Genomic DNA, 25,243 nt, shown 5'->3' on the forward strand with positions numbered 1-25,243 from the left:
ATATTGCTTTGAAGATCAGCGTCATTACAGCCGTTTACAATTCCGAGACCACCGTGGCCGAAGCCATCGCCAGCGTGGCTTCCCAAACCTATCCGGACGTTGAGCATCTCATCATCGAGGGCAAGTCCAAGGACGGGTCTTTGGCGACGATTGAAACCGCTTCACATGATCGGATGGTGTTGGTCAGTGAACAGGACACGGGCATCTACGACGCGCTGAACAAGGGGATTTCAAAGGCTACCGGCGATGTTGTTGGTTTCCTGCACAGTGATGACTTTTTGGCGCATCCGGACGTTTTGGCTCGCATCGCCGCAGCGTTCGAAGATCCGACCGTCGAAGCTGTGTTCAGCGATCTCGACTATGTCGCGCAGTCAGACACTTCCCGCATTGTCCGGCGGTGGGCCACCGGGCCGTTTGCGCGAGAGCGGCTGAAGAGGGGCTGGATGCCGGCGCATCCCACGCTTTATCTGCGTAGATCGGTCTATGAGCGAATCGGCATGTTTGACACCGGCTTTCAGATTGCGGCGGATTACGATTTCATCCTGCGGTATTTTTCGCAGCTCAGCGCGCGGTCGGTCTATATCCCCGAGGTGCTTTACAAAATGCGGCTCGGCGGCGAGAGCAACCGCGATTTCGGACGGATCAAGCGCAAGTCGCTTGAAGACTACCGCGCGATCCGCCGCAATGGCGTAGGCGGGCCGATGACCTTGGCGATCAAGAACCTGTCGAAGTTGGGGCAATTCCTACCGAGATAAACGGGATTGCGCTCAAATCGCCCGAACTTGCCCGGCATCCACCGCGACGCGGGTTTTGTTGCCCATGAGATCCATAAGGACCCATACGCGGCGGTCGGGGTCAATTTTCTCGACCTCGGCCACGAAATCGGCAAAGGGGCCATGGGTCATGGCGACTTGGTCGCCCGGCTTCAGCAGCTTGGGCGACATCAGTTTGCCTTGCGCGTCGCAGCGCAGCATCAGGCCTGAGATGATATCGAGCGGCACAGGGGCTGGGTCTTTGCCAAAACTGACGAGCCGTGTGATGCCATTCGTTGAATTGATCGCACGCCAACCGCCTTTGGTCACGTCGAAGGCCACGAAGATGTAGCCAGGAAACATCGGGCGCTCGGCAGTGACGAACTTCGATTTGACCCGCTTGGTGACCTCTTCGACAGGAAGGAAGGTCCGGAAGCCCTGCCTCTTGAGATTGCGCTCGGCGATCTTCACTCTGTTGGGTTTCAGCTGGGCCAGAAACCAGGTCGTGCCACGGTCGTGAAATGTCATGTACCAAACCTTCCAACTATTCCACCACCGGTTATCGCTCAATACTGAACAAATGCAAGATTTGGTGCCGTGCTGGTTAACCAGAAACGAGGCGGAAAGCGATCAAGCTATTGAACTTGCTACAATCTCGCAAAGAGCGACTTGATAGCTGCGCGCGGTCACGCAAACGTCCGACCCGACTTGGAAGCCTTTGGAGGGTGAGTTGGACGGCAGCGGAGTGGAGTTCAAGGCGGCGCAATATGTGCGCATGTCGACTGAGCATCAGCAGTATTCCGCGCTGAACCAGTCCGACAAGATCCGCGAATATGCCGAGGCGCGGGACATCGAGATCGTCAAGACTTATGCCGACGACGGCAAAAGCGGGCTCTCCATCGGCGGCCGGGCCGCGCTGCAGCAGTTGATCGAAGATGTCGAAACGGGTCGGGCAGATTTCAACATCATTCTGGTCTACGACGTCAGTCGTTGAGGTCGATTTCAGGACGCGGATGAAAGCGCCTACTACGAATACATCTGCCGACGGGCCGGTATTCAGGTCGCCTATTGCGCCGAGCAATTCGAAAACGATGGTTCGCCCGTTTCGACCATCGTCAAAGGCGTCAAGCGTGCCATGGCTGGCGAGTACAGCCGCGAATTGTCCGCCAAGGTTTTTGCGGGTCAATGCCGGTTGATCGAAATGGGCTTTCGCCAGGGCGGCCCCGCGGGTTTCGGGCTGCGCCGGGTGTTGGTTGATGAAAGTGGCAGTGTCAAAGGCGAGCTGAAGCGCGGCGAGCACAAATCCCTGCAGACCGACCGCGTCATTCTGATGCCCGGCCCCGACGAGGAAGTGGCCTGGGTCAATAAGATGTATCGCTGGCTGATTGAAGAGGATCTGTCCTTCCGGGAGATTGCGGACCGCCTGAACGGGGAAGGCGTGACCACCGATCTAGATCGGCCTTGGACGTCTGGCACGGTGCGCACGGTGCTAACCAACGAGAAGTACATCGGCAACAATGTCTACAACCGCTCCTCCTTTAAACTTGAGAAGCTGCATGTGGACAACCCACCGGAAATGTGGGTGCGCAAGGAAGGCGCCTTCGAGGGGATTGTGCCGCTCGAGTTCTTCCTGACCGCGCAGGAAATCATCACCGCGCGGTCAGCGCGCCTTTCAGACGAAGAGCTGATGGATCACCTGAAACGGCTATACGCCGACGCGGGTCAGCTTTCCGGCGTGCTGATCGACCAGACGCCGGACATGCCGTCCTCTTCAGCCTATCGCAACAGGTTCGGCTCGCTGGCGCGGGCCTATGGGATGATTGGCTATCGCTCTGACCGGGATCAGGAGCGCATTGCACTGAACAAGCGCCTGCGTGGGATGCACCCGGAGATCATTGCACGGACCGAGGCAGCAATTGCCGAGGTGGGCGGCACAGTGGCGCGCGACCCTAAGACCGACCTGCTGACCATCAACGATGAGATGGTCGTCAGCTTGGTGCTGGCGCGCTGCCAGCCGCAGGGCGATGGTCGTCTGCGCTGGCGGATCCGGTTTGACCCGATGCGCTATCAGGCTGACGTCACGCTGGCTGTGCGGCTTGATCCCGACAACCGCGACGAGCTCGATTATTACCTGCTGCCCTGGCTTGACCTGCCTCGGCAGGAAATCCGGCTTTGCATCCGCACCAGCATCGCCTTCGAGGCCTTCCGGTTTGAAGACCTCGGCTTCTTCTACGGAATGGCCGAGCGGGTCGGCATTCGCCGGAAATGGGGAGGATGAGTGGGATGACAGAAATCAACGAAAGTACAAAACATGAACAATTTTACTGGAAAAGGATGCCACGCATATGATGACTGACACACCCAAGAGCGTCACGCTCGTTCCCATCGACCGGATTGAGGTCCTGAATTCTCGAGACCGCAACATGAAGGTCTTTGAAGAGATCGTTGAAAACATCCGCTCAATCGGCCTGAAAAAGCCGATCACCGTGACAGAGCGCGGGGGCAGATGGGGCGCCCGCCTATTTGCTAGTCTGCGGCGAAGGGCGTCTGAATGCTTTCCGCTTGCTTGGTGAAAGCCATATCCCGGCGCTCGTGGTCAATGTGACCGATGAGGACGCCTTCATCATGTCGCTGGCCGAAAACATTGCCCGGCGGGGTCACCGCCCGCTGGAAATCCTTGCAGACATCGAACTGTTGTTGGCGCGGGATTACAGCATTGACGACATCATCACGCGCACGGGTTTGTCGGAGAAATATGTACGCGATATCGTCTTTCTGCTCGAGAAAGGCGAGGAGCGCCTGATCGAAGCCGTGCAGAACGGCACCATCCCGCTGACCACCGCGCTCGAAATCGCCCGCGCCAAGCACGACGATGAAAACCTCGGTGACATGCTGGAAGAGGCCTACAAGACCGGCCAGCTGAAAGGGTACCAGATCACTGATGCCAAGCGGCTAATCGAAAAACGCCGCGAAAAGGGGCCGAAAACTGGTGGCGATCGCCCGAAGCTGCCGAACTCGGCTCACTCGCTGGTCAAGACCTACCAGCGTGAGGTCGCCCGCCAGCACAAGCTGATGCTGAAAGCCGATCATGCACACCAACAGCTGCTTTTGGTGCTCCAAGGCCTGAAACGCCTTTTTGCTGACGAACATTTCGTGACGCTGCTGCGCGCCAAAGGTCTCGACAGCCTGCCGAAATATCTCGCCGATCGCATTGAAACCGCCTGAACACCCGAAAGGAAAATCCCATGAATGACCTCAGCACAGTGAAGCCGCTTTACCCAGGGGCCTTCCCCCAGCCCGACAGTGATGAAAACGACGCGCCATATCCCAAAGCGCCGCTGAACCTTACCCTTGGGTTTGACCTCGAGACTTTCCAGATCCCCCTCGAGGAGTTGATGCCCTCGAAAAAGTTCCCGGACGGCGTGATGACCACGCGCAAGTTCAAGCAGATTGTGTCCTCGATCCGAGAAATCGGTTTGATCGAGCCGCTCTCGGTGATCAAGCCAGACCCGGATGCGGTCGGATTTCTGCTGCTCGATGGAAATTTGCGGGTGCTGGCCCTGAAGGAGCTCGGTCAGGACACCGCGCCCTGCCTGATCGCCAAGGATTTTGAGACCTACACCTACAATCACCGGATCAATCGGCTCTCGACGGTGCAGGAGCATTACATGCTGCGCCGCGCGATCGACAAAGGCGTCAGCAAGGAACGGCTTGCGCGCGCTTTCAACGTGAACCTCTCGACCATCAACAGTCGAATCAACTTGCTGCACGGCATTTGCTCGCGGGCGGTGGAGCTGCTGCAGGACCATCAGTTCACACCCGATGTTACGAGGCACCAGCGCAAAATGAAGGCTGCGCAGCAGGTCGAAGCAGTCGAATTGATGATCGCGGCAAATACGATCACGGCCGCTCATGCAGACGCTCTGCTGAAAGCCGCGCCACCAGAACAGCGCACCGACTACAAGCCGCCGCAGCCGGAACAGCCCAAGGGCGACCCGCTGGAACAGATCGTCAAGCTCGAGCGCGAGATGAGCCAGGTGCAGGAAAAGTACAAACACGCAGAAGAAAACTATGGGTCCGAGTTGCTGAACCTCGTGGTCGCCAAAGGCTACCTGAAAAAGCTGATGGAAAACTACGCCGTCCGCGAGTTCATCGCCCGCCACGCTCCAGAAATTCAGGAACAGTTTGATCTGGTCCTCAACACGATCAGCATGGAAGAGGCTGTCGAGCAGGCCGAACGCGCTGACGGTGACGATGCCCCTTCGCCACACACACCGTAGGCGCAACAAGGCGATTATAGCAACGTTCTCGCGCACCATGCCGTGCTTGCTGACGTCAAGACAATGTGCTCGAGCCAGGCGCGCGACACGCTCAAACATTTTTGACATTGGGGCTTTTCGCAAGCGCCGAAAGCTGCTATTCGCTCAAACATGAGCGGGATGTTTGATTCCAGCCGAGCCATATCACCAAGACGCCAAGGGCAGTCCTTGTGCGGTAGCCATACACCAAGCTGACAATGGCTGGCCGGCAAAACAGACTTCAAGACGATGTGCGCTTCCGCATTTTGCGATTTCTTGAGCAAAACCCCGAAATGTCCCAGCGCGATTTGGCGCATGCTGTTGGTATCAGCACCGGAAGCGTTCACTACGTGCTGAAAGCGCTCGTCGACAAAGGTCTGGTTAAGCTGGGTAATTTCACATCCAGTGAAGACAAACGGCGCTATGCCTACCTCCTGACACCCGAAGGTATCGCAACAAAGGCACAGATGACGCGCAAATTCTTGCTTAGGAAGCGGGAGGAATACAAAGCGCTAAAGGCTGAAATCGAAGCGTTGGAGAAAGAGATGCGGGCGGAGAACGCCCAAGGCCAAGAAAACCCAAGGGGCCAAACTGGGATTTTGAGAGTGCGACGATGAGTAACCAACCCCAAACTACCCGGCGAAACGTATTTCTGATGTATCAGCCGAATTATTTTAACAACTTCGTTCTGTCACTTGAGGCTGCAATCAAGCCCGAGACCATTATCTATATCGAGACCTATCAAGAGCCCCACGCCACCATCGATGCCGAACAATTCCACATTAGTGACTTTGCCGCTGACAAATGGAGCGGGTCGCGCGTTTTTGTTTTTGATTACTTCAGCCGTCCGATCAGCAAGCTGGTTCAAATTCTGCACATGCGCGGTGCAGAAATCGTGTTCGTCCAGCACGGGTCACTGTCGCAGCTGGACCAAGAACTGCAGACCGGCGCAAAGCGGCTCTTTTGGCAACGGCTCAAGAACCGCGTATCGATCATGGCCCAAGTTGGGTTGCTCGCGCTGCGTACCGGCACGCTGAGCCTGTTGCGCGACAACCCGCGCGCAATCGACCTTGATTGCCTCGCTGCGGCCTATGTATTTATCGATCAAGACGCGAGGTATTTCAAAGAGATCGAAGACCGCTGCCTTGTGTGCCAATCGGCGGATTCCGGTCGGTTCCGGCATGCATCGGATGCGGGGGCGGTCTTTATCTCTCAGCCGCTGATCGAAGACCGGATCGTTGACCGTGACGCGTATCTGTCGCTCTTTGAGCGTCTGGTTGCTGAACATGATGTGCACCGCGTCATCGCTCATCCCCGTGACAAGGTTCTTGCCAACTATGCGCACCGTAAGGAGCTCGCGGTATCCAGGCTCGGGGATCAACCCCAATACCCTGCCGCCGCAGCGGTGGGGCATTACTCGACCCTGTTGTTCGAAATTCAGGGTGTTGAGGTTATCCGTCTGGCATACGCCGATGGTGCAGAAATTGAGCGCTTCCAAAGTGCTGGCCACGAAGACCGCCCCCTCATTGCCGATGCCTTGCGCGACCGGTACGGTCCAGCATCCGCCAACCGAACAGGACGAAAATCAGCTTAAGGGCGCATCGCGCCTCCAGCGCCACCTATTTTTTTGAGTTTTGACATGCCGAACCCCTCCACAAACAGCATCCTGATCGTCGGCGCAGGACTGACGGGTCTGACGATTGCCAACACATTGGCCCGCGCAGGCTGGGATATCCTGATCATCGACCGCCGCCCTCATATCGGCGGCAATATCTATGACGAGGTCAACGAGGCGGGTATCCGCGTCCATAAATACGGTCCACACATCTTTCACACACGCAACACCCGCGTGGCCGAATATGTGCAGCATTTTGCCGAATGGACGCCCTATCGCCACAAGGTTCAGGCCTATGTCGAAGACAAAGGGTATTTCACCTTTCCGCCGAACGATGCGACCCGGGCGGCCTTCTCCGAAGACGAGCTGCTTGAGACGTTCTTTGTCCGCTACACGGAAAAGATGTGGGCAACGGCCTTTGACCGCGTTGATAGCGATATTCTAGAGCGTCTGCCCAAACTCGAAGGGATGGCAGACGAATATTTCCCCAACGACGATTTCCAAGGGTTTCCAAAAGAAGGATACTCTGCCTTTGCCGAACGGATGGCCGATCATGAACGGATCACGGTGCTCTTGAACACCGCTTTTGAACATGACATGCCGAACGGGCATTATTTCACGTTCAACTCTATGGCGATCGACGAATTCTTTGATTACCGCTATGGACGCCTTCCGTATAGATCGATCAAGTTTACCAATGTAGAATTGCCGCTGCCGCGTGCGCTACCTGTGCCGACAGTGAATTTTACCCATACCGGCCCGCATACCCGCGTGACCGAATGGAAAAACTACCCCGGTCACGGTGATAACCCGCTCAAGACCATCCTAACCTTCGAAGAGCCTTGCTCGGCCGAAGAAAACAACTTTGAGCCCTTTTATCCGGTCCAGGATCCGGGCGGCGAAAACCGTGCGCTCCACCGCCGATACGGCGAGCTTGTGGACGAAAACCGGATGAAATTCGTCGGCCGTTGCGGGTCCTACGCGTATCTGGACATGGACCAGGCCATCAACCAAGGCCTCAATTTCGCGCAGAAGTTCCTCGCGAAGCACACCAGCACTGCTTAATCGGCGAAAGGATACGCGCCATGCGTAAGATCGGCATCTTCCATTCGATGAACCTCGGCGACAACTTTATCCAGGGCGGGGTGCAGAAAGTATGTTTAAACCTTGTTGCAGGCTTTGATGGGGCGGGCTGGGACTCCGTCATGGTTCAGCACGAAGGCAATAGCGGGATCCGCGAAAAGCTGAATGAACAAGAGCTCAAAGAGCTTCCGCTGGTGTTCGAAATTCCGACCTTGAACAACGATTATGGCGGACTGAGCAAGACGCAGTTCCTGCAAAAAGGGATCAGCACCGTCGCGTCCATCCTGCGGTTGCGTGGTCAGTCACACAAATTCGACACCGTGATCCTGAACGACATCACATCGATCTTTTTCAACAAAGCCTTCCACGCCAAAAATAAGTACGTGTTCCTTCACACCGAACGCTTCGCCAATTCGAGCGCTGCGCGGCTTGCGCTGTCGCTCTGGCCGACCGGTGACGTTACCTTTATCTGTCCTACCAATCAGCTGATGGACGTTGTGGCATCGGTCTTCCCGGAAAATCCCCGCCGGCGCGTCTATACCCCGGTTTTCCCAGTTACACCGGACCTGGCACAGGTGCTGCCGCGCTCGGCCAAGGCGGCCGACGACCCATTCCGTCTGTGCTATATCGGGCGGATTTCGCCTAACAAGAACATTGAGGCCGCCACGTATATGGCCGCGGACATCAGCAAATCGCGCAAAACCGTGTTCGACATCTACGGCACGGGGTTCACCGAAGAGCAGATCGCCTACGAAAAGGAGATGCAAGCACTCGCCGTTACGTTGAACGAGGATCATCCGGATCTGGAACTGACGTTCAAAGGCCGGACCAACGATCCGTCGGGTACATTTGCGCAATACGACTATTCTATCATCCTCAGTGACGGGGAGGCGATCCCGCTGGCCGGTCTTGAATCGCTCAGTGTCGGCACAGCCGTCATCGCCTGGGACGCTGCCGGCGTAAACGAGCTGGTGCTTGACGGTGTGTCGGGCGTTGTTGTCGAACAGGATACAGCGGTCAAACGCGCCAAGGTCACGCCAGAGTTTCTGGACCGTCTGGCGGCGTTTAAGCCCGAGGCCGACCCAATGACCCAGCTTTTGTCGAAGTTTTCCATCCCCAGCTTTGTGGCGGAATTCGAATGACAGGCGCCTTTGTTTGCTGGAGCTTGCCCCGATGACACGCGCCGTTGCCATCATCCCGATCCGGTCGGGCAGTAAGGGGATCCCGCACAAAAACATCCGGCCCATCGCGGGAAGGCCGTTGGTCGAATGGACAATCGCCCATCTGCTGTCTTGCGAGCGGATAGACCGGGTTATCGTGTCCACCGATTCGCCGGATTATGCTGAGCTTTGCCGCAAAGCCGGGGCCGAGGTGCCCTATCTACGACCCGATGCCTTGGCAGAAGACACGACTTCGACTGAGGCGGTGATGCTGGATCTAGATCGGCACCTGACCCAAGAAGGCTACAACTATGACCTGATGGTACTCGCGCAGGCAACTTCGCCGGTTCGCCGCGCGGGTATGGCCGATGCCTGTATCGTGCGCCTCGAAGAAACAGGCGCAGATTCACTTTTGACCGTGACGAAAAACGAGGCCTTTCACTGGCGCAAAACCAACGACGGTGTAAAGGCGCTTTATGACCACTTTAATCGCCCGCGCCGCCAGGATATCCGCTCTGAAGATATTATGTTTCGGGAAACCGGATCGCTCTACGTGACAAAACGCACCATCCTTCAGACGTTCGAAAACCGGCTTGGCGGGCGGATCGAGAAACTGGAAACCGAAAAAACCGAAAGCTTCGAGATCGACGATTTGCAGGACTGGCAGATCGTAGAAGCGATTTTGGAGACTGTCCAATGTCCTTAATTTACAACGTTGCCCCATTCACAGTCAGAAGTGAAACCTCGGTGACCGATGCCATGCGAATGCTTGATGCCAACAAGCGCGGGTTTCTGATCGTCACCGACGAAGATGACCGCGTGGTCGGGACAGTGACGGATGGCGATATCCGCCGGTTGATCATCGAAACAGGCGACCTGCCGGACCGTATATCGCAGGCGATGAGGCATCGGTTTTCCTTTGTCTATTCCGACGAACCAAACAGCCAGAGCTTTACCGACCGGATCAAGTTCCTACCCGTCATCGACAGAAAGACGCGCCGGTTGACGGCGATTTCGCTGCCGGGGAAATCGACGCTCGAGATTGACGGGCACCAGATCAGCAACGACTATCCGCCGTTCATAATTGCCGAGATCGGCAATAACCATAACGGTAGTCTGTCGGTTGCAAAGGAGATGATCGACGCCGCCGCGCAGGCAGGCGCAGATTGCGTAAAATTCCAGTACCGCGAAATGGCGCATCTCTATCGCGATTCCGCTGGCGCGGGTGACGCAAACGATCTGGGTGTTGAATATACACTCGATCTGCTCGCGCGGTTCCAGCTCAGCCGCGAAGACATTACCGAAGCGTTCGATTATGCCCGTTCCAAGGACATCGTAGTGATGTGCACGCCTTGGGATAAACAGGCGCTGAAGGTTCTCGAGGAATACGGAATGAGTGCCTACAAGGTGGCATCGGCGGACTTGACCAATATACCTCTAATTGAGGCGATTGCCGACACGCGCAAGGCGATTCTGTTGTCGACTGGCATGAGCCACGAATGGGAGATCAAGCGCACCATCGCAGTGCTCGAATCGCGCCACGCCGAATACGCGCTGCTGCACTGTAATTCGACCTATCCCGCGCCATTCAAAGACGTGAACCTGGCTTATCTGAATACGCTCAAGAACCTGCATGACGGGATCGTCGGCTATTCGGGGCACGAACGTGGGATCGAGGTGCCGATCGCGGCGACCGCCATGGGGGCGCGCATCATCGAAAAGCACTTTACCTTTTACCGCTCGTGGGAAGGCAATGACCACAAGGTTTCGCTATTGCCCGATGAATTTGCCGCGATGGTCCAGGGCATCCATAACGTCCATGAAGCGATGGGCGGCGGTGAGAAATTCCTGAGCCAAGGGGAGCTTATCAATCGCGAAACGCTGTCCAAAAGCATCATCGCCAAGTGCCCGATTGAAAAAGGTCAGGTGATCCAGGCCAGCGACCTCGACATACGCAGCCCGGGTCAGGGCCTGCAGCCGAACCGCATTTCCGACCTGTTGGGTCGACCAGCTGTTCGCGCGAAAAAAATGGGCGAATACTTCTTTGAATTCGATCTGGACCCGGCCGATGACGACGAAGTCGACACCGTGTCGTTTGACCGTCCGGCAGGGATCCCGGTGCGTTACCACGACGCAAAACGGTTGGTCGACGGGCGGACGCTCGATTTCGTCGAATTCCACCTCAGCTATTCGGATCTTCAGGTCGACCCGACCAAAGCCCTGGACGATTTCCCGTTGCAAGAATTCGCCGTTCACGCGCCAGAGCTTTTTGAGAACGACCACATCCTGGACCTGTCGACCGATAACGAGACGTATCGCGACCAAAGCATCGCGCATCTCCGCCGAGTGATCACGGAAACGCAAAGACTGCGCAGGATCCTGACCCCACAGGCCGACAAGACCTATATTGTTGTGAACGCCGGCGGCTTTAGCATCGACGGGTTCCTGCCGGCCGATGTCGTGAAAAAGAAGTATGACCGTGTCGCCGAGGCCTATGCCGAACTCGCGTCGCCAGAGATCGAGCTGTTGATACAGACCATGCCGCCATTCCCGTGGCATTTTGGCGGGCAGCGGTATCACAATCTGTTTTGTGAACCCGACCAGATCCTTGATTTCCACAACAGGACCGGTGCGCGGATCTGTCTTGATGTATCGCATACATGCATGTCGGCGACGCATTTCGGGTTCGATTTCTACGAGGCTTGCGAGATGTTGGCACCTTTGTCGCCGCACATGCATATCGTGGATGCCTACGGGTTGGACGGCGAAGGTGTCGCTATTGGCGAAGGCGATGTGAATTTCGCCCGGCTCGCTGATATCCTACGGCGCCAGTCGCCCAATGCGATGTTCATCCCCGAGATTTGGCAGGGTCATAAAAACAATGGGGAAGGCTTCTGGGAGGCTTTGAAATTCCTCAATAATTTCAAATTGTAATCTGCTTTACATCAAGTCAGGACAAGGGGCGCAGTTAATGGCGATCGGATCAGACTACAAATACTCGCGCGTAGGGCTCTTGCGCCTTTATTTCGCGATTTTTGGGACACCTGACCTGCATACCCACCTGCGACTGTCGCCCTTCTTGCAGCAGGTCACTTCGGCGGTAAAGCGGTACAAGATCTCGCGAATTTTCGAGCCAGGGTGCGGGCGGGGCATCAACGCGTTTGAAATCACAAAGCAGGGGCTGACAACACCCTACTTTGGGAACGATTTCAATCCCGACGACATCGCCTCAGCGCAAAAGATCGCATCGCGCCTAAAGCTTGACCACGTTACCTTCGCACATGCTGACGCAACAACAGCGATCCCGAAGGACGATGCGTATGACGCGGTCCTGCTATTGGACATTGTCGAACATATCCCGGACGACGCGGCCTTTGTACGTGCGGTGGTCGAAAACAGCGCAGATGATTGCGTGTACTTCGTGTCGGCGCCTACCAAGACGTATCCCAAAGTCTTCGGCAGCGCCTATCATGAGAAGGTCGGACATGTCCGTGAAGGCTATACCGTCGAAGAACTCGAAGCTCTGTTCAACGCAGCTGGGGCACGCCTGATGAGCCATTCCTACGCCACGGGGCTGGTCGCGCGAATTGGATGCTTCGTCTACTACCGCCTCAATACTCGCTCGAATTTTTTGAATGCGATCCTCGGGCTCGTTGTACTACCATTCAGGTACATTGATGTCTTCAATTCAAAAGATGCGAGCTGTTCGTTGTTCTGCGTCTTTGCCAGAGGGCATTCCGATCTTTAGCTTTTGGCGCACCAACAAGGGCAGCGCGGGCATGCTTAAGGGCTTTTTTCTGTCCGGCATGGTTCGCGGCTATGTGATTTTTGTCGGTCTGGCGCTGCAGTTTGTGATGGCGCAGGCAATGACAAAAGAGGATTTCGGTGCAGTTAACACATTCATATCGACCGTAATTCTGGCAACATTTCTGCTCACGGCCGCTCCGACGCGCCAACTTGTGCGCGAATTGGGTGCCTTTGGGCTCAAGCTGCGCGGCAATTTGGCCCAAAGGTATTTAAACGCTTCGCACCTGTTCCTAGCTTTGTCGGCGGGCTTCGCGGGCTTTGCGGCTCTGATCGGTCAGACTTGGTTTGCCGCGTTTTTCCTCGTGATGGGGGTAGTCAACGCTAGCGCGCTCTATTCCGCATATTTCCGTGGAATAGGACGCTACATAGCGGGCAACCTTGAGGCCGGTGTGATCCGGATCACCGTATTCCTCCTGTCTCTTCTAATATTCTACTGGATCGGTGGCAAGCTCTCGTCTGCTCAGGCTCAGATGCTTTATGTCCTTGCGGCGGTTTTGGGACTTATTTTGTTAGTCTGGATGCACGGCGGGATGCCGCGTTTGAACTTCCGGCTTCAGGCGCTTTGGCCTTATGGTCGGCTGCCCATCGCGACGACGATTCTTGCTGGGATCGAAATCTTCACCGTGAACTACGACCTGATGGTGGTGAATGCAATTTATGGGTCCGAAGTTGCGGCTGAGGTCCGGATAGGCCAACAACTGCGCAGCTTGTCGAGCCTTCCGTTACAAATCTACCTGATGTTTTCACTGGACAAACTGTCTCGCGCCCTGCGCGCCAATGATGGACTCGAACAAAGACGCCGTGAAATGCGTCTCGTCCGGCTGATGCTGGGTGGCTGTTTCGCGCTCGCCATTTTGGTTTCTGGCCCGTTCACAGGGCTCTTTTTTGACGAACCGATTGAACCGATCCTGATCTACTCGATCTTAGCGGGGATACTACCACTCGTCCTGCTGGGTCCACGCCCCGATCTGAGCATTGCCGCAGCGACTGAAGGCAACCACTACAACAAGACAATCGTTTTCGTAGTGTGCTATCTCTGTATAGCCCCCGGGGTCCTGAGCCTCTCTGGGCTGGCGCCGGAGTTCTATTTTATGTTCCAGGCCACGCTCGTCGGCTTCTATTTCATATCCTTACATAGCCAGATGTAGAGGTACGATGTCGACCCTTGCGATCAAAAAGACCGATCTGTTCAAGCTCCTTCTGACGCTTTGGGTCTTTGCCATCTCTGTTCCCTATACCCTTTCGGGCAACCCGGTGGTCGGCAATCTGTCCTTAGCGACTGCCTGGTTCGTGGCCTTCAGCTTCATCAGTGGCGACAACTATTTCGCAAAGCTCTATTTTCTGTTATTTGGCGTGTTCTTCATTTTGCCACCACTATTTAGTGACGAAGAGAACTTCCTCGCGGTCGGCTTCTTTTTCAGGGCGATCGCACTCTCTAGTACCGAAACCGTGTGGCTGCAGATCGCCATTTACGTGTTTTTGATTGCCTTTTCCTTGTCGGCGTTTTCGATCCGGGTGCGCCGGCCGACAACAGACCAACGGGTGACGCGGATTGCCCATCCCGCGGCCTTTACATTCCTGATAATTGCGACGTTCCTCACCACGATCTTATTCAACGTTCGCGAAATCAGCGCTGTCTATAACGAGGGGTATCAGGCCTACTTTACCGGCGATCTTGGGATCCAAAAAAGCCTGCCGGTCTTTCTCTTGGAAAACGTGTTCCTCGTACTTTGTGTGATCGGCATCAGCCGGGGCGGGATGCTACCGCTAGTCCTACTCTGCGTCTACGGGCTATCGCTTTCGATGGCGGGTCAACGAATGCCGGGCTTTTTGTTACTAATTATCGCGATTGCGATCGCGCACCCGGCCTCATTCTTTTCCCGGCGGATTTTCCTTCTGGCGATGCTGGGGCTTGGGTTTGCGCCGCCCCTCTTCATGACGATCCAGACTTTGCGCGCCGTCGGGGTTGACGGCTTGCAAGCCGTGGATGTCTGGTATTTCTATACCGATTTCTGGGCGGTGATCGCGCACAGCATGGATACGCTCAAAACTGCCATCATCAGCTACCGGCTCGAAGAGACGTCAGTCAATTTAGCGGCGCGTCTGAGCGGCACGCTCAATGTGATTTTTTCGCGGATTTTCGGGCTCGAACTCGGTTTGAACTCGGTTGGATTCGGCGCAGCTTTCTCAAGCCAGATGGCACCCGACCTCTTCTTTGAACGCGGAGTGACCTTTGCCTCGTCCGGTATCGCCGAGGCGTATTACGTCGGCAGTTATTTTGGCGTCGCGCTTTATGGAGTCGGTGCGTTCGTCGTCTGCAAATACCTGCAGGAGGCCATGTATCGTATGGACGCGCTGAGTGTGTTGCTGATCCTGATATTTGCGCCGCGTTTCTTAGTCGGGGTACGCAACGAACTCTTTGGTTGGGTGTTCGAAGGGGCAATCTATTTTGCCGTTGCCTATCCGATCTTTGTAGCGTGCAAGTCTATCTTTTCTAAAAATACTAGGCCGACCCGCCGCGACAAGATCTGGCAGAACCGACATCAGCCCGAAAAATGGAAATATCAATGAAAAAATGCGCTCTGATCACCGGTGTCACTGGCCAGGACGGATCCTACCTTGCTGAGCTCTTGCTCAACAAAGGCTATGAGGTGCACGGGATCAAGCGGCGGGCGTCTTTGCTCAACACCGCCCGGGTGGATCATATTTACCAAGATCCTCACACCACAGATCAGAACTTCATGCTGCATTACGGCGATCTGACGGACACGTCGAACCTCACGCGGATTTTGCGCGAGGTGGAGCCCGATGAGGTCTATAACCTCGGCGCGCAATCCCATGTGGCGGTGAGTTTTGAGGCGCCGGAATACACGGCGGATGTGGATGCGATTGGCACGCTGCGGCTCTTGGAGGCGATCCGGTTTCTCGGCTTGGAGCAAAAGACGCGGTTCTATCAGGCCTCCACCTCGGAGCTTTATGGTCTGGTGCAGGAGACCCCGCAAAAAGAAACTACCCCCTTCCACCCGCGCTCGCCCTACGCTGTGGCCAAGATGTACGCCTATTGGATCACCGTGAACTATCGTGAGGCCTATGGGATGTACGCTTGCAATGGCATTCTATTTAACCACGAAAGTCCTCGGCGCGGAGAAACCTTCGTTACCCGCAAGATCACGCGGGGGCTCGCCAATATCGCCCAAGGTCTCGAAGACTGCCTGTACATGGGCAATATCGACAGTTTGCGCGACTGGGGGCATGCTAAGGATTACGTGCGCATGCAGTGGATGATGCTGCAGCAGGAGACGCCCGAGGATTTCGTGATCGCCACGGGAGTCCAGTATTCTGTGCGTGAATTCATAATTTGGTCGGCGCGTGAGCTGGGTATTGAGCTGGGTTTCGTCGGAACGGGCGTCGAGGAAATCGCCACCGTCACCGCAGTCACCTCCGACATGGCGCCTTCAGTGAAACCCGGCGATGTCATCATGCGCATCGACCCACGCTATTTTCGCCCCGCCGAGGTAGATACACTGTTGGGCGACCCGACCAAGGCCAAAGAGAAGCTTGGCTGGGTGCCGGAGATCACCGCCCACGAGATGTGCACCGAGATGGTGGCCGAAGACCTGGAAACTGCCCGCCGCCATGCGCTGCTAAAGGAACGCGGGCTGGACGTGCCTGTGAGCCTAGAGGGCTATCGATGAAGATCTACGTGGCAGGCCATCGCGGCATGGTGGGTAGCGCGATCTGCCGTGCGCTAGCCTTGCGAGACGGCGTGGAGGTGATCACGCGAACCAGCGCAGAGTTAAATCTCACTCATCAAGCCGCGGTTCAAGATTTCATGGCTCATGAGCGCCCTGATCAGGTAATCCTCGCAGCCGCAAAAGTGGGAGGCATCCACGCAAACAACACCTACCCTGCCCAGTTCATATACGAAAACTTGATGATCGAGGCCAATGTGATCCACCAGGCCCATGCGGCTGGTGTCCAGACCCTATTGCAATTGGGCTCAAGCTGCATTTACCCCAAGCTGGCCAAGCAACCCATGGCTGAGGAGGCGTTGCTCACCGGAACGTTGGAGTCCACAAACGAGCCTTATGCTATCGCTAAGATAGCCGGCATCAAGCTGTGTGAAAGCTACAACCGGCAATACGGGCGCGACTACCGCTCTGTCATGCCAACAAACCTCTATGGTCCCGGCGATAATTTCCACCCTGAGAACTCCCACGTCTTGCCAGCGCTCATCCGTCGGTTCCACGAGGCGAAGCAAGCTGGCCTTGCTGAGGTTGCCATTTGGGGCACCGGTACACCAAGGCGCGAGTTTCTTCATGTGGATGACATGGCCGCAGCGTCGCTCTTCGTGCTGGACCTGCCAAAGGAGGTCTATGCTAGAGAAACAGAGCCGATGCTGAGCCATATAAATGTCGGATCAGGCACCGATGTGACGATCCTCGAGCTTGCTCAATTGGTCGCCCACGCGGTCGGCTACACGGGCCAGATCACAACCGACCCAACTAAACCCGATGGCACCCCGCGCAAACTCATGGATGTCCGCCGCCTGGAGCGCCTCGGCTGGAGCACCAGCATAACCTTGGCACAGGGCATCGCTGAGACCTACCGCTGGTTCTTGGATAGCGCCGAGACCTTTAGAACGAAGTGAATTTGATGACCGACCAAATCTATCCCGTACTTCTCTGCGGTGGCTCAGGGACGCGTCTTTGGCCTCTATCACGCAAATCCTACCCAAAACAGTTCGTGCAATTGAACGGAGACGAGAGCCTGTTTCAGGCTTCTGCGAAACGGCTTGCCGGTCCGGGCTTTACAGCCCCGATTATCGTCACGGGCGGCGATTTCCGCTTTGTGGTGATCGAGCAATTGGCCGCTTTGGAAATGGCTGCGTCAGACATTCTGATCGAACCTGCAGCAAAGAACACCGCCGCTGCGATTTGCGCCGCAGCCCTGGCACTTGAGGCCGAAGATGACGGCGCTTTAATGCTCGTGGCGCCATCCGATCATGTCATCCCCGATGGCAAAGCGTTCAGCGGAGCTGTTCAAGCGGCGATCCCCGCTGCAAAAGCGGGCCAGCTTGTGACCTTCGGCATTCGCCCGGACCGGGCCGAGACAGGATACGGCTGGCTTGAGCTCACCGAGGCACCCGACGCAGACTTCGCTCCTAGGCCTCAGCCCCTCAAGAGCTTTGTTGAAAAGCCCGACCAGTCGAAAGCCGACACACTCTTGAAAGGCGGCTTGCACCTTTGGAACGCTGGGATATTCCTCGTTACCAGCACGGCAATCCTGGACGCCTTCGCCAAGCACGCGCCAGAGGTTCTTTCTGCCTGTCGGGCTGCGGTCGATAGCGCCGAAAAGGACCTGTCCTTTACCCGACTAAAAGCAGAACCTTGGGATGAATTGCCCGACATCTCAATCGATTACGCAGTGATGGAACATGCCAATAATCTAACAGTTGTACCATACGGTGGGGCATGGTCAGACTTAGGCGATTGGCAAGCGGTGTGGCGAGAAGGTGATGCCGATGACCAATCCGTTGTCACAAGTGGACCAGCGACCGCGCTCGATTGCGACACCACGCTGCTTCATGCCACCAGCGAAGCGCAACAATTGGTTGGGATCGGATTGACCGACATCGTGGCGGTTGCCATGCCTGATGCGGTGTTGGTCGCACATAAAGACCGCGCCCAGGACGTCAAAGAGGCCGTTGCCCGGCTCAAGGCTAAAGGCATATCACAAGCCACGACCCTGCCGCGGGACTATCGACCTTGGGGGTGGTACGAGAGCTTCGTTATCGGACCGCGCTTCCAAGTTAAACGGATCGTGGTCCATCCCGGTGCCAGCCTCAGCCTGCAAAGCCACCACCACCGCGCAGAGCATTGGATCGTTGTGGAGGGCACGGCCAAAGTGACCATCGACGACGAAGTGAAGCTGGTAACTGAAAACCAAAGTGTCTACGTCCCGCTTGGTGCCGTCCACCGCATGGAAAACCCGGGCAAGGTGCCGTTAACCCTGATCGAGGTGCAAACCGGCAGCTATCTCGGCGAGGACGACATCATCCGATACGAGGATGTCTACGCCCGCGGACAAGGGGCGAAGGGATGAAGCCCAGAATTGCAAGCCCTTACGCCATAAGAAGGCTCTGCTGAGTAGGTTAGTTCTGCTCGCCCAAAAAGGTACATTTCACGAACAAATTTCCGTGAGGCACTAGCCCCGTGTAAGGGGGTTACCAGACAGACCCAAGGCATACCCCGCGACTGCTCGCGCATAACGGCGTAGTCGCCCATCATCTCGAAGACGGTTGATCCATTAGGCAACAGACCCAATTCCTCAGCTGCCCGTGCCTGAAACTCCCTGCTGTATTCCACGACCGGCGGACACGCTGCCATGCCGCCAGTTTCAAAACCCGCCAAGGCCCATTCGACATGCCTCCAGGCTATGAGCGGAAAGTCTCTTTGTCATCAGAGACTTCTCGTGGTCGTTCGCATCAACACGCACGACCACGTCGCCTTCGGGTGTCTCAGTTCGCACCGATAGCGGACGAAATCACCGCAACTGCGGCGCAATCCATTCTCGTCAAGCGTCTGAAAAGACGCCGAGTTTTGAATCCGTCTTGATCTGGGTGAAGGGCGGACGGAAAGAGACGCGGGGCGTTCGGAGACCGATTTCGGTCAAATCGTTAGTCTCCGAAAGTCGCATGGCCTCGTTAAACCCCTTTGAACCAAAAAGAAAAAAGGCCCCGCTAGGGCCCATCTCGGGTTCGCAATGTGTATAGTGGCGGAGCGACAGGGATTCGAACCCTGGAGACGGTCTCCCGCCTACACACTTTCCAGGCGTGCGCCTTCGACCACTCGGCCACCGCTCCGACAGGGCGCACTTAGACGAGAATTGGGAGCGCTGGCAAGAGGGTGCGACGAGATTAACAGTGGCGTTGCCTCGGCACAGTGAAGCGGCCGCGCATCAGCAAACAATCGCGTGAACCTACGGTTTTCCTGCATCGGCAACGGGGCAAAGCTCGTCTAAGCTCCGCGCCGATCCCTCAGATCGGTTTCTTCGCCCTCGGGCACGTTTGATCCGGTGCAACATCTTTTCATCTAAAGCCATTTCTAACCTTACATGTCTGACCCGCTCAAAATCCTACCTGGCACCTTGCTTATCGGTGCGTGGCGCTTCGATCCGCGACGCCGTGTGTTGAGTTGCGGAGATCGCGCTGTTGCAATAACGCCCAAAGCAGCAACGCTGTTAACCACATTGGCGGAGGCCGCGCCCGAGCCGCTCACTCGCGATGTTTTGTTTGCCAAGGTCTGGCGCGATGTCACTGTCAGTGACGAGTCGTTAACTCAAGGCATTTCTCAGCTCCGCCGGGCGTTTGGCCAGACGGGTCGCAATGAGGGCCCGATCGAAACAATCGCAAAGTCGGGATATCGGCTCGCTTGGCCTGTCTCGCGGGTTGCTGAAAGACCGATGGCGCAACGCCGTTCCAACCACCCAAATGCGGCATTGGGATCGATCGATGCACATTTGGCGACCGCCGAGGCACGACGAATCCGGGAACGCAATGGAAAGGGCGCTCCCGCGCAAGCGCTTGAGCTGTGCCGCAACGCCACCGAGATGGCGCCCGATTACGCGCCTGTGCTTGCCGAATACGCCATGGCCGCCGCCGATTGCTATCTGTTCTCTCCCGAGGGGTACGATCAGATGCCACACGCGATCGAGATGGCAACGCGAGCAACGGAACTTCGGCCCGACCTGGCCGCAGGCCATATGGCGCTTGGCATGGTCTTGGATGCAATGGGAGCCACGGCGCGTGCATTGGAAAGCTTTGCCACGGCGCTGCATCACGATGCGCAGGATGCGGAATGCCATTACAGCTTGGCCCGCACGTTCTACACCTCCGGCGATATGGCTCGCGCTGCGCGGGTGGCCTTTGTGGCGGCGGATCTGCGGCGGGATGATTTTCGCCCGCTCTATCTTGCGTCCGGCGCTCTCGCCGGGCTGGGCGATCAGGCGGGGAGCCGCCTGGCCGCCGAACAGGGGCTTTTTCGACTGCGCGCGTCGGGGCCACGAGATCCGCGAGACCAGCGGGCCCAGAACATCCTCGCGTCCCTTCTGGCCCGTGCTGGCCGGACCGATGAGGCGATGGTCGAGCTTGAGCGATACGAGGCCGAAGATGGGCTTCTGACCTACTATACCGCCGCCACGCTTGGTTGGTGCGGGGCGGTCGACATGGCGCTTGATCGGCTTGAAGAGACGGTAGAGGCCGGGTATCGGGATTTTCGGTGGGCCAGGAACGACCCGGCGCTGGCCATGCTGAGAAGAGAGCGCCGCTTTCAACGGCTGACCTCAACCGCCGCTTAATCGGCGAGAACGACCGTCACCCGCCGGTTCTGACGGCCCTTGTTTTCGATCTTGCCGATGGTCACTGTGCCGATCTCGCTTGTGCGCACCACATGGGTGCCGCCGCAGGGTTGCAGATCGACCTGGGTCTCCCCTTCGCCGATCCGGACCAAGCGGACGCGCCCTGCCCCCTTCGGTGGCTGAACCGACATGGTTTTCACCAGGCTCGGATTGGCCGCCAGCTCCCCATCGGTGATCCAGGTCTCGCCCACCGGCAAATCGCGATCGATGAGACTGTTGAGTTTGCCTTGCAGCACCATCTTGTCCTCGGGCGCCTCGGGCATGTCGAAGTCCAACCGGCCTTTCTCGGCCCCGATTGCACCGCCGGTCACCGGCAGCGGGATCACCACCGACAACAGATGCAGTGCCGTGTGCACGCGCATATGGCCATAGCGCCGGTCCCAATCGAGCTGTTGCTCCACCTCGGCCCCGACCGGCGGCATGGCGGCGGGCTCCGCCGGGACCAGCACGATCTGCGCCCCCTCGCCTTTCACTGCCGTCGCGATGGGAATGCGTCCGCCCTCCCAATGCAGCATACCGCTATCGCCGGGCTGGCCGCCCCCCGGGCGTAGAACAGCGAAGCGTCCAGGATGATACCGCCTTCGCTTGTCACACCGGTGACCACCCCTGGCGCGGTTTTGCGATAGGGGTCGGTGAGAAACAGCGGCTCCGTCATGTCTCGGGCTCTCCATCTGCGCCGCCTGTGTCAAAATCGGACGGGTCATGATTGGGTAAGGGTGTTTTGGGCGGGCCCGACGTGGTGGTCGTCGCGTCTCCACGCAGGGTTTCGGGATTTCTGAGCCAGATATCGCGCTGCGCGAAGGGGATCTCGATCCCTTCCTCGACAAAGCGCGCGGCAATCGCGTGGTTCAAGTCGCTCTTCACACTCAAGACCCAGTTCACGTCCCGCAGGATCGCGCGGATTTCGAAATCCAGGCTGTCCGCCCCAAACCCCCGGAAGAAGATCGAGGGCGGCGGGTTCAACAACACCATCGGATGGGCTTCGGCCACCTCACGCAGGATGCCTTCGACGCGTTTGGTATCCGTCCCATAGGCCACGCCAACCGGCACAATCGCCCGCCCGGTGTTGTTGTGATGGGTCATATTGGTGACCACACCGAGATTAGATCGGCATTGGGCACGATCACATCGGAGCGGTCGAAGGTCTCGATCCGGGTCGAGCGGACCGAGATATCGCGGACATAGCCCATCACCCCGTTCACCTCGATCCAATCACCCTGTTTGATCGGGCGTTCGATCAACAAAATGATGCCAGAGACGAAATTCGAGACGATGGTTTGCAGGCCAAAGCCGATCCCGACGGAAAGCGCGCCGGCGACAATCGCCAGGGAGCTGAGGTCGATCCCGGCGGCGGTGATTGCAATGACGGCGGCCAGGAAGATGCCGACATATCCGGTACCAGACAGGACCGCATTGCTGCCGCCTGCATCCAGCCGCGTTTTGGGCAAGACCGAGCTGCGCAACGTGGCCTGCACCAGCCGCGTCGCTGTGTAACCGGCGGCAAAAACCAGCGCGAAGACCAGGAAGTTACGCGGGCTGATCGTGACACCGCCAAGAGAAAATCCTTGGATCACCTGTTGCCACAGATCGACAAGCTGCGCCGCGCGCACGCCCCATATCATCGCAAAGAGCGGGAGCGAGAGGATTGCCAGAACGAAGCCGATCAGGGTTGGCGTCAGCGCCTCATCTAACCCTTCTCGCCGCCCGGTGAGCGTGCCGTAGAGGTTCGTCACAAGTCGCTGCAAAATCCGCACCAACGCAAGAAGCGCGAGGCTCATCGTCGTCGGCAACAAGAAGCTGATCCCGGCGGTGTAATAGCCGATGGCGGAAGATCGGGCCGCTCACGCCAAGGATCATCGCGCTCCACCCCACCACGCGAATAATCTGGTTTGGAACGCTTAGATCGGCATCCTCGGTTGTCTCGTGGCGGACATGGCTGATCAAGAGTTGCCCAAGTCGGAACAACAGCAGGCCCAAGGTGATCACGATCGGGAAGAACAGCGTCAATCGCGCCGCATCTGTGAAGGCGCCACTATCAGCGATCTCACCAATCAGGGTGCCGATGCCAAGCGCGATGCCGAATGTGATCGCGATCCAACGGCCTTGGCGACGCTCACCCACGGTCAGGTTCAAGGGGCGGACGGCAGTCTCCCGCACGGGGAAGACCTGCCGGCCCAGCCAGACGGAGACCATCAGAAAAATGGTGATCGCGACGACTTGATCCGTCAACGCGCTCGCCCGCAGGCCAACGAAGCCCGTTGCCTCTATCGCGGCGACAATGGCCGCCACACCGAAAACGGGGGCCAAGACCTGCAACAGAGACAAGAAGAACAGGCTCAGCCGCGCGCCGGGCGATGTCTCCTCCCGGGCAATAGCACGGGCCATCAGGTGGCCGGTCCAGCGCCAGCCGCGCGCCAGAAGCACCAGCGCAATCAAAAGATAGACCACGATCAGCGGCGCGTTTTGATGCAGTTCCGCCCGGCGCAAGTCAGACGCGACCAGCCGTTCGGTCTCCGACACCATCGCGCCGATCCACCCCGTCAAAGCTTCCACCGCTTCGGGCCAATTCGCCGGGTTTAGCGGCGAGGGGCCGAGTGAGAGCAACTCTCCGGTCAAGCGTTGGGCGATCAACGCATCGATCTCGCCGATCAACCCCTGTGCCCGCTGAAACTCGGCCACAGCCCGGCGTGCAGGCGCCTCCTCCTCAGCCAATCGGGCGTTCAGCTCCGCCCGCTGCGCGGCGATATCGGTGGGTTCTGTCGCCCCCTCCTCGGGTGGCGGCCCAAGCGCGTCGATCTGGGCGCGGGTGGTTTCGATCCGGGCGCTGTTGATCTGCTGCGCTTGCTGAAATTCGCTGCGCCAGGTCACGAGCCGCGCACGCAAAACCTCCAAAGCCGCATCCGAGGCCCGTTGCCCGTCGATCACCTGCTCGGCCCGGTCGGCGACGCCGATCCAGATTTCGTAATCAGGCGTCTCCTGCGCCCAGACAGGCAGCGCCATGGCCAGGATCAACAGCCATGAGGCCAAGAGATGCCGCAGCACTGCGATCATTCAAAAACGCTCGGCAAATCCTGGTTTTCCGCGTCGAGCCAGGGCGGGATCGGCAAGCCCTTCTCGCGCAAGAAAGCCGGGTTGAAGAGCTTCGACTGATAGCGCGTGCCATAATCGCAGAGGATCGTCACAATCGTATGGCCGGGGCCCATCGCCCGAGCCATCCGCGCGGCCCCGGCCGCATTGATCCCCGACGACCCGCCGAGGCAAAGCCCCTCTTCGGCCAGCAAATCAAAAACGATCGGCAGTGCTTCGGTATCGGGAATTTTGAAACTGTGATCCGGTTTGAATCCCTTGAGATTGGCGGTTTCCCGCCCCTGCCCGATGCCTTCGGTGATCGAGCCGCCCTCGGCTTTGAATTCACCGGTTGTATAGAAGCTGTGGATGGCGGAACCTTCCGGGTCGGCCAGCCCGATCTTCACGCCTTTCGGTTGCAGAGCCATACCGACGCCCGCCAACGTGCCGCCAGTGCCCACGGCGCAGATGAACCCATCCACCTTGCCATCGGTCTGCGCCCAAATCTCTGGCCCCGTCATCTCAATATGCGCCTGCCGGTTGGCCACGTTATCGAATTGATTTGCCCAGATCGCGCCATTGGGCGCGGATTTCGCCAGCTCAGCCGCCAGACGTTCGGAATAGTGCACATAATTGTTCGGGTTTTTGTACGGCGCCGCAGGTACTTGGACCAAGTCAGCCCCGGCCAAGCGCAACATGTCCTTCTTTTCCTGGCTTTGCGTCTCGGGGATCACGATGACGGTTTTGAAGCCCATCGACGCGCCGACCAAGGCCAACCCGATCCCGGTATTGCCCGCCGTGCCCTCGACAATTGTGCCACCCGGTTTCAGATCACCGCGCGCGATCGCATCGCGAATGATATAGAGCGCCGCGCGGTCTTTCACCGACTGGCCCGGGTTCATGAACTCGGCCTTACCCAGAATCTCGCAACCTGTCTCATCGCTGAGCTTGTTGAGACGGATCAACGGGGTGTTGCCGATTGTCTCGGCCAGATCCTTATGGATGGTCATCTGATGCGCGCTCCCCGCCTCGTGGAATGATGCC

20 protein-coding genes, 1 tRNA gene and 2 pseudogenes are annotated in these 25,243 nt (G+C 57.6%); 18 read left to right on the forward strand and 5 right to left on the reverse strand.

All coding sequences use genetic code 11. From position 1 onward, the window contains the following. Nucleotides 1-8 precede the first annotated feature (8 nt). Complete coding sequence (locus QTA57_RS14255; protein ID WP_290152099.1) at nt 9-755, forward strand: glycosyltransferase family 2 protein; 747 nt, start codon at nt 9-11, stop codon at nt 753-755. A 12-nt stretch (nt 756-767) separates the two neighbouring features. Here the strand turns inward: QTA57_RS14255 and nusG are convergent, their stop codons facing one another. After that, entirely contained in the window at nt 768-1,280 is a 513-nt protein-coding gene (nusG, locus tag QTA57_RS14260) for a transcription termination/antitermination protein NusG (protein WP_290152100.1), read from the reverse strand. A gap of 202 nt (nt 1,281-1,482) precedes the next feature. Here nusG and QTA57_RS18440 point away from each other — a divergent pair, with 202 nt between their 5' ends. The 16 genes from QTA57_RS18440 to QTA57_RS14335 all read left to right on the forward strand — a co-directional run bounded on the left by QTA57_RS18440 (nt 1,483) and on the right by QTA57_RS14335 (nt 18,820). Further along, a complete protein-coding gene (locus tag QTA57_RS18440; protein WP_330696693.1) occupies nt 1,483-1,746 on the forward strand; it encodes a recombinase family protein in 264 nt (87 codons plus the stop codon). A gap of 141 nt (nt 1,747-1,887) precedes the next feature. Continuing rightward, entirely contained in the window at nt 1,888-3,030 is a 1,143-nt protein-coding gene (locus tag QTA57_RS14265; protein ID WP_330696694.1) for a recombinase family protein, read from the forward strand. 284 nt (nt 3,031-3,314) lie between these two features. After that, nucleotides 3,315-3,977 carry a ParB/RepB/Spo0J family partition protein gene (locus QTA57_RS14270; protein WP_290152101.1) on the forward strand — a complete coding sequence of 221 codons (663 nt, stop codon included), beginning with the start codon at nt 3,315-3,317 and terminating at the stop codon, nt 3,975-3,977. Between the two features lie 20 nt (nt 3,978-3,997). Further along, nucleotides 3,998-5,032, forward strand: a complete 1,035-nt coding sequence (locus tag QTA57_RS14275; RefSeq protein ID WP_290152102.1) for a plasmid partitioning protein RepB C-terminal domain-containing protein — start codon at nt 3,998-4,000, stop codon at nt 5,030-5,032. Between the two features lie 236 nt (nt 5,033-5,268). Further along, nucleotides 5,269-5,667, forward strand: a complete 399-nt coding sequence (locus QTA57_RS14280) for a MarR family EPS-associated transcriptional regulator (RefSeq protein WP_290152103.1) — start codon at nt 5,269-5,271, stop codon at nt 5,665-5,667. Nucleotides 5,668-5,705: 38 nt separating this feature from the next. Continuing rightward, on the forward strand, nt 5,706-6,644 hold the full coding sequence (locus QTA57_RS14285; protein ID WP_290152104.1) for a hypothetical protein: 939 nt from the start codon (nt 5,706-5,708) through the stop codon (nt 6,642-6,644). Between the two features lie 45 nt (nt 6,645-6,689). Then, on the forward strand, nt 6,690-7,730 hold the full coding sequence (locus QTA57_RS14290) for an FAD-dependent oxidoreductase (RefSeq protein WP_290152105.1): 1,041 nt from the start codon (nt 6,690-6,692) through the stop codon (nt 7,728-7,730). Between the two features lie 20 nt (nt 7,731-7,750). Next, nucleotides 7,751-8,890 carry a glycosyltransferase gene (locus QTA57_RS14295; RefSeq protein WP_290152106.1) on the forward strand — a complete coding sequence of 380 codons (1,140 nt, stop codon included), beginning with the start codon at nt 7,751-7,753 and terminating at the stop codon, nt 8,888-8,890. A 31-nt stretch (nt 8,891-8,921) separates the two neighbouring features. Then, nucleotides 8,922-9,614 (forward strand): acylneuraminate cytidylyltransferase family protein, encoded by a 693-nt coding sequence (locus tag QTA57_RS14300; RefSeq protein WP_290152107.1) that lies wholly within the window; start codon nt 8,922-8,924, stop codon nt 9,612-9,614. After that, nucleotides 9,605-11,842, forward strand: a complete 2,238-nt coding sequence (locus QTA57_RS14305; RefSeq protein ID WP_290152108.1) for an N-acetylneuraminate synthase family protein — start codon at nt 9,605-9,607, stop codon at nt 11,840-11,842. The genes QTA57_RS14300 and QTA57_RS14305 overlap by 10 nt, the downstream gene beginning before the upstream one ends. 37 nt (nt 11,843-11,879) lie before the next feature. Continuing rightward, nucleotides 11,880-12,656, forward strand: a complete 777-nt coding sequence (locus QTA57_RS14310; RefSeq protein WP_290152109.1) for a class I SAM-dependent methyltransferase — start codon at nt 11,880-11,882, stop codon at nt 12,654-12,656. After that, nucleotides 12,631-13,863, forward strand: a complete 1,233-nt coding sequence (locus QTA57_RS14315; protein ID WP_290152110.1) for a hypothetical protein — start codon at nt 12,631-12,633, stop codon at nt 13,861-13,863. Before QTA57_RS14310 ends, QTA57_RS14315 begins: the two co-directional genes overlap by 26 nt. Nucleotides 13,864-13,870: 7 nt before the next feature. Then, complete coding sequence (locus QTA57_RS14320) at nt 13,871-15,286, forward strand: hypothetical protein (protein WP_290152111.1); 1,416 nt, start codon at nt 13,871-13,873, stop codon at nt 15,284-15,286. Then, entirely contained in the window at nt 15,283-16,410 is a 1,128-nt protein-coding gene (gmd, locus tag QTA57_RS14325) for a GDP-mannose 4,6-dehydratase (RefSeq protein ID WP_290152112.1), read from the forward strand. The genes QTA57_RS14320 and gmd overlap by 4 nt, the downstream gene beginning before the upstream one ends. Then, nucleotides 16,407-17,366 (forward strand): GDP-L-fucose synthase, encoded by a 960-nt coding sequence (fcl, locus tag QTA57_RS14330; protein ID WP_290152113.1) that lies wholly within the window; start codon nt 16,407-16,409, stop codon nt 17,364-17,366. Before gmd ends, fcl begins: the two co-directional genes overlap by 4 nt. A 5-nt stretch (nt 17,367-17,371) precedes the next feature. Continuing rightward, complete coding sequence (locus tag QTA57_RS14335; RefSeq protein ID WP_290152114.1) at nt 17,372-18,820, forward strand: mannose-1-phosphate guanylyltransferase/mannose-6-phosphate isomerase; 1,449 nt, start codon at nt 17,372-17,374, stop codon at nt 18,818-18,820. Between the two features lie 670 nt (nt 18,821-19,490). Here QTA57_RS14335 and QTA57_RS14340 read toward each other — a convergent pair. After that, nucleotides 19,491-19,580 (reverse strand) — tRNA-Ser (locus QTA57_RS14340). 251 nt (nt 19,581-19,831) lie between these two features. Between QTA57_RS14340 and QTA57_RS14345 the strand changes: the two genes are divergently transcribed. Next, nucleotides 19,832-21,073 carry a winged helix-turn-helix domain-containing protein gene (locus QTA57_RS14345; RefSeq protein ID WP_290152115.1) on the forward strand — a complete coding sequence of 414 codons (1,242 nt, stop codon included), beginning with the start codon at nt 19,832-19,834 and terminating at the stop codon, nt 21,071-21,073. On the opposite strand, the pseudogene QTA57_RS14350 reads toward QTA57_RS14345, so the two are convergent. The 3 genes and pseudogenes from QTA57_RS14350 to QTA57_RS14370 form a co-directional block, all read right to left on the reverse strand. Further along, a pseudogene (locus tag QTA57_RS14350) lies at nt 21,070-21,788 on the reverse strand (alanyl-tRNA editing protein). The gene QTA57_RS14345 and the pseudogene QTA57_RS14350 sit on opposite strands and share 4 nt — an antisense overlap. After that, a pseudogene (locus QTA57_RS18710) lies at nt 21,785-24,184 on the reverse strand (DUF3772 domain-containing protein). Before QTA57_RS18710 ends, QTA57_RS14350 begins: the two co-directional pseudogenes overlap by 4 nt. Then, nucleotides 24,181-25,209: a cysteine synthase A gene (locus tag QTA57_RS14370; protein ID WP_290152120.1), complete on the reverse strand. Its 1,029-nt coding sequence runs from the start codon at nt 25,207-25,209 to the stop codon at nt 24,181-24,183. Before QTA57_RS14370 ends, QTA57_RS18710 begins: the two are co-directional and overlap by 4 nt. Between the last annotated feature and the right edge of the window lie 34 nt (nt 25,210-25,243).

Origin of the sequence: Fontisubflavum oceani (assembly GCF_030407165.1) — a bacterium.
In the GTDB taxonomy this organism is placed as follows: domain Bacteria; phylum Pseudomonadota; class Alphaproteobacteria; order Rhodobacterales; family Rhodobacteraceae; genus Rhodophyticola; species Rhodophyticola oceani.

What these genes read in the sequence shown, in the direction of transcription:
- nusG (WP_290152100.1), bottom strand. Translation starts at nt 1,280, where the DNA reads ATGACATTTCACGACCGTGGCACGACCTGGTTTCTGGCCCAGCTGAAA.
- QTA57_RS14265 (WP_330696694.1), top strand. Translation starts at nt 1,888, where the DNA reads ATGGCTGGCGAGTACAGCCGCGAATTGTCCGCCAAGGTTTTTGCGGGT.
- QTA57_RS14275 (WP_290152102.1), top strand. Translation starts at nt 3,998, where the DNA reads ATGAATGACCTCAGCACAGTGAAGCCGCTTTACCCAGGGGCCTTCCCC.
- QTA57_RS14280 (WP_290152103.1), top strand. Translation starts at nt 5,269, where the DNA reads ATGGCTGGCCGGCAAAACAGACTTCAAGACGATGTGCGCTTCCGCATT.
- QTA57_RS14285 (WP_290152104.1), top strand. Translation starts at nt 5,706, where the DNA reads ATGTATCAGCCGAATTATTTTAACAACTTCGTTCTGTCACTTGAGGCT.
- QTA57_RS14290 (WP_290152105.1), top strand. Translation starts at nt 6,690, where the DNA reads ATGCCGAACCCCTCCACAAACAGCATCCTGATCGTCGGCGCAGGACTG.
- QTA57_RS14295 (WP_290152106.1), top strand. Translation starts at nt 7,751, where the DNA reads ATGCGTAAGATCGGCATCTTCCATTCGATGAACCTCGGCGACAACTTT.
- QTA57_RS14300 (WP_290152107.1), top strand. Translation starts at nt 8,922, where the DNA reads ATGACACGCGCCGTTGCCATCATCCCGATCCGGTCGGGCAGTAAGGGG.
- QTA57_RS14305 (WP_290152108.1), top strand. Translation starts at nt 9,605, where the DNA reads ATGTCCTTAATTTACAACGTTGCCCCATTCACAGTCAGAAGTGAAACC.
- QTA57_RS14310 (WP_290152109.1), top strand. Translation starts at nt 11,880, where the DNA reads ATGGCGATCGGATCAGACTACAAATACTCGCGCGTAGGGCTCTTGCGC.
- QTA57_RS14320 (WP_290152111.1), top strand. Translation starts at nt 13,871, where the DNA reads ATGTCGACCCTTGCGATCAAAAAGACCGATCTGTTCAAGCTCCTTCTG.
- gmd (WP_290152112.1), top strand. Translation starts at nt 15,283, where the DNA reads ATGAAAAAATGCGCTCTGATCACCGGTGTCACTGGCCAGGACGGATCC.
- fcl (WP_290152113.1), top strand. Translation starts at nt 16,407, where the DNA reads ATGAAGATCTACGTGGCAGGCCATCGCGGCATGGTGGGTAGCGCGATC.
- QTA57_RS14335 (WP_290152114.1), top strand. Translation starts at nt 17,372, where the DNA reads ATGACCGACCAAATCTATCCCGTACTTCTCTGCGGTGGCTCAGGGACG.
- QTA57_RS14345 (WP_290152115.1), top strand. Translation starts at nt 19,832, where the DNA reads ATGTCTGACCCGCTCAAAATCCTACCTGGCACCTTGCTTATCGGTGCG.
- QTA57_RS14370 (WP_290152120.1), bottom strand. Translation starts at nt 25,209, where the DNA reads ATGACCATCCATAAGGATCTGGCCGAGACAATCGGCAACACCCCGTTG.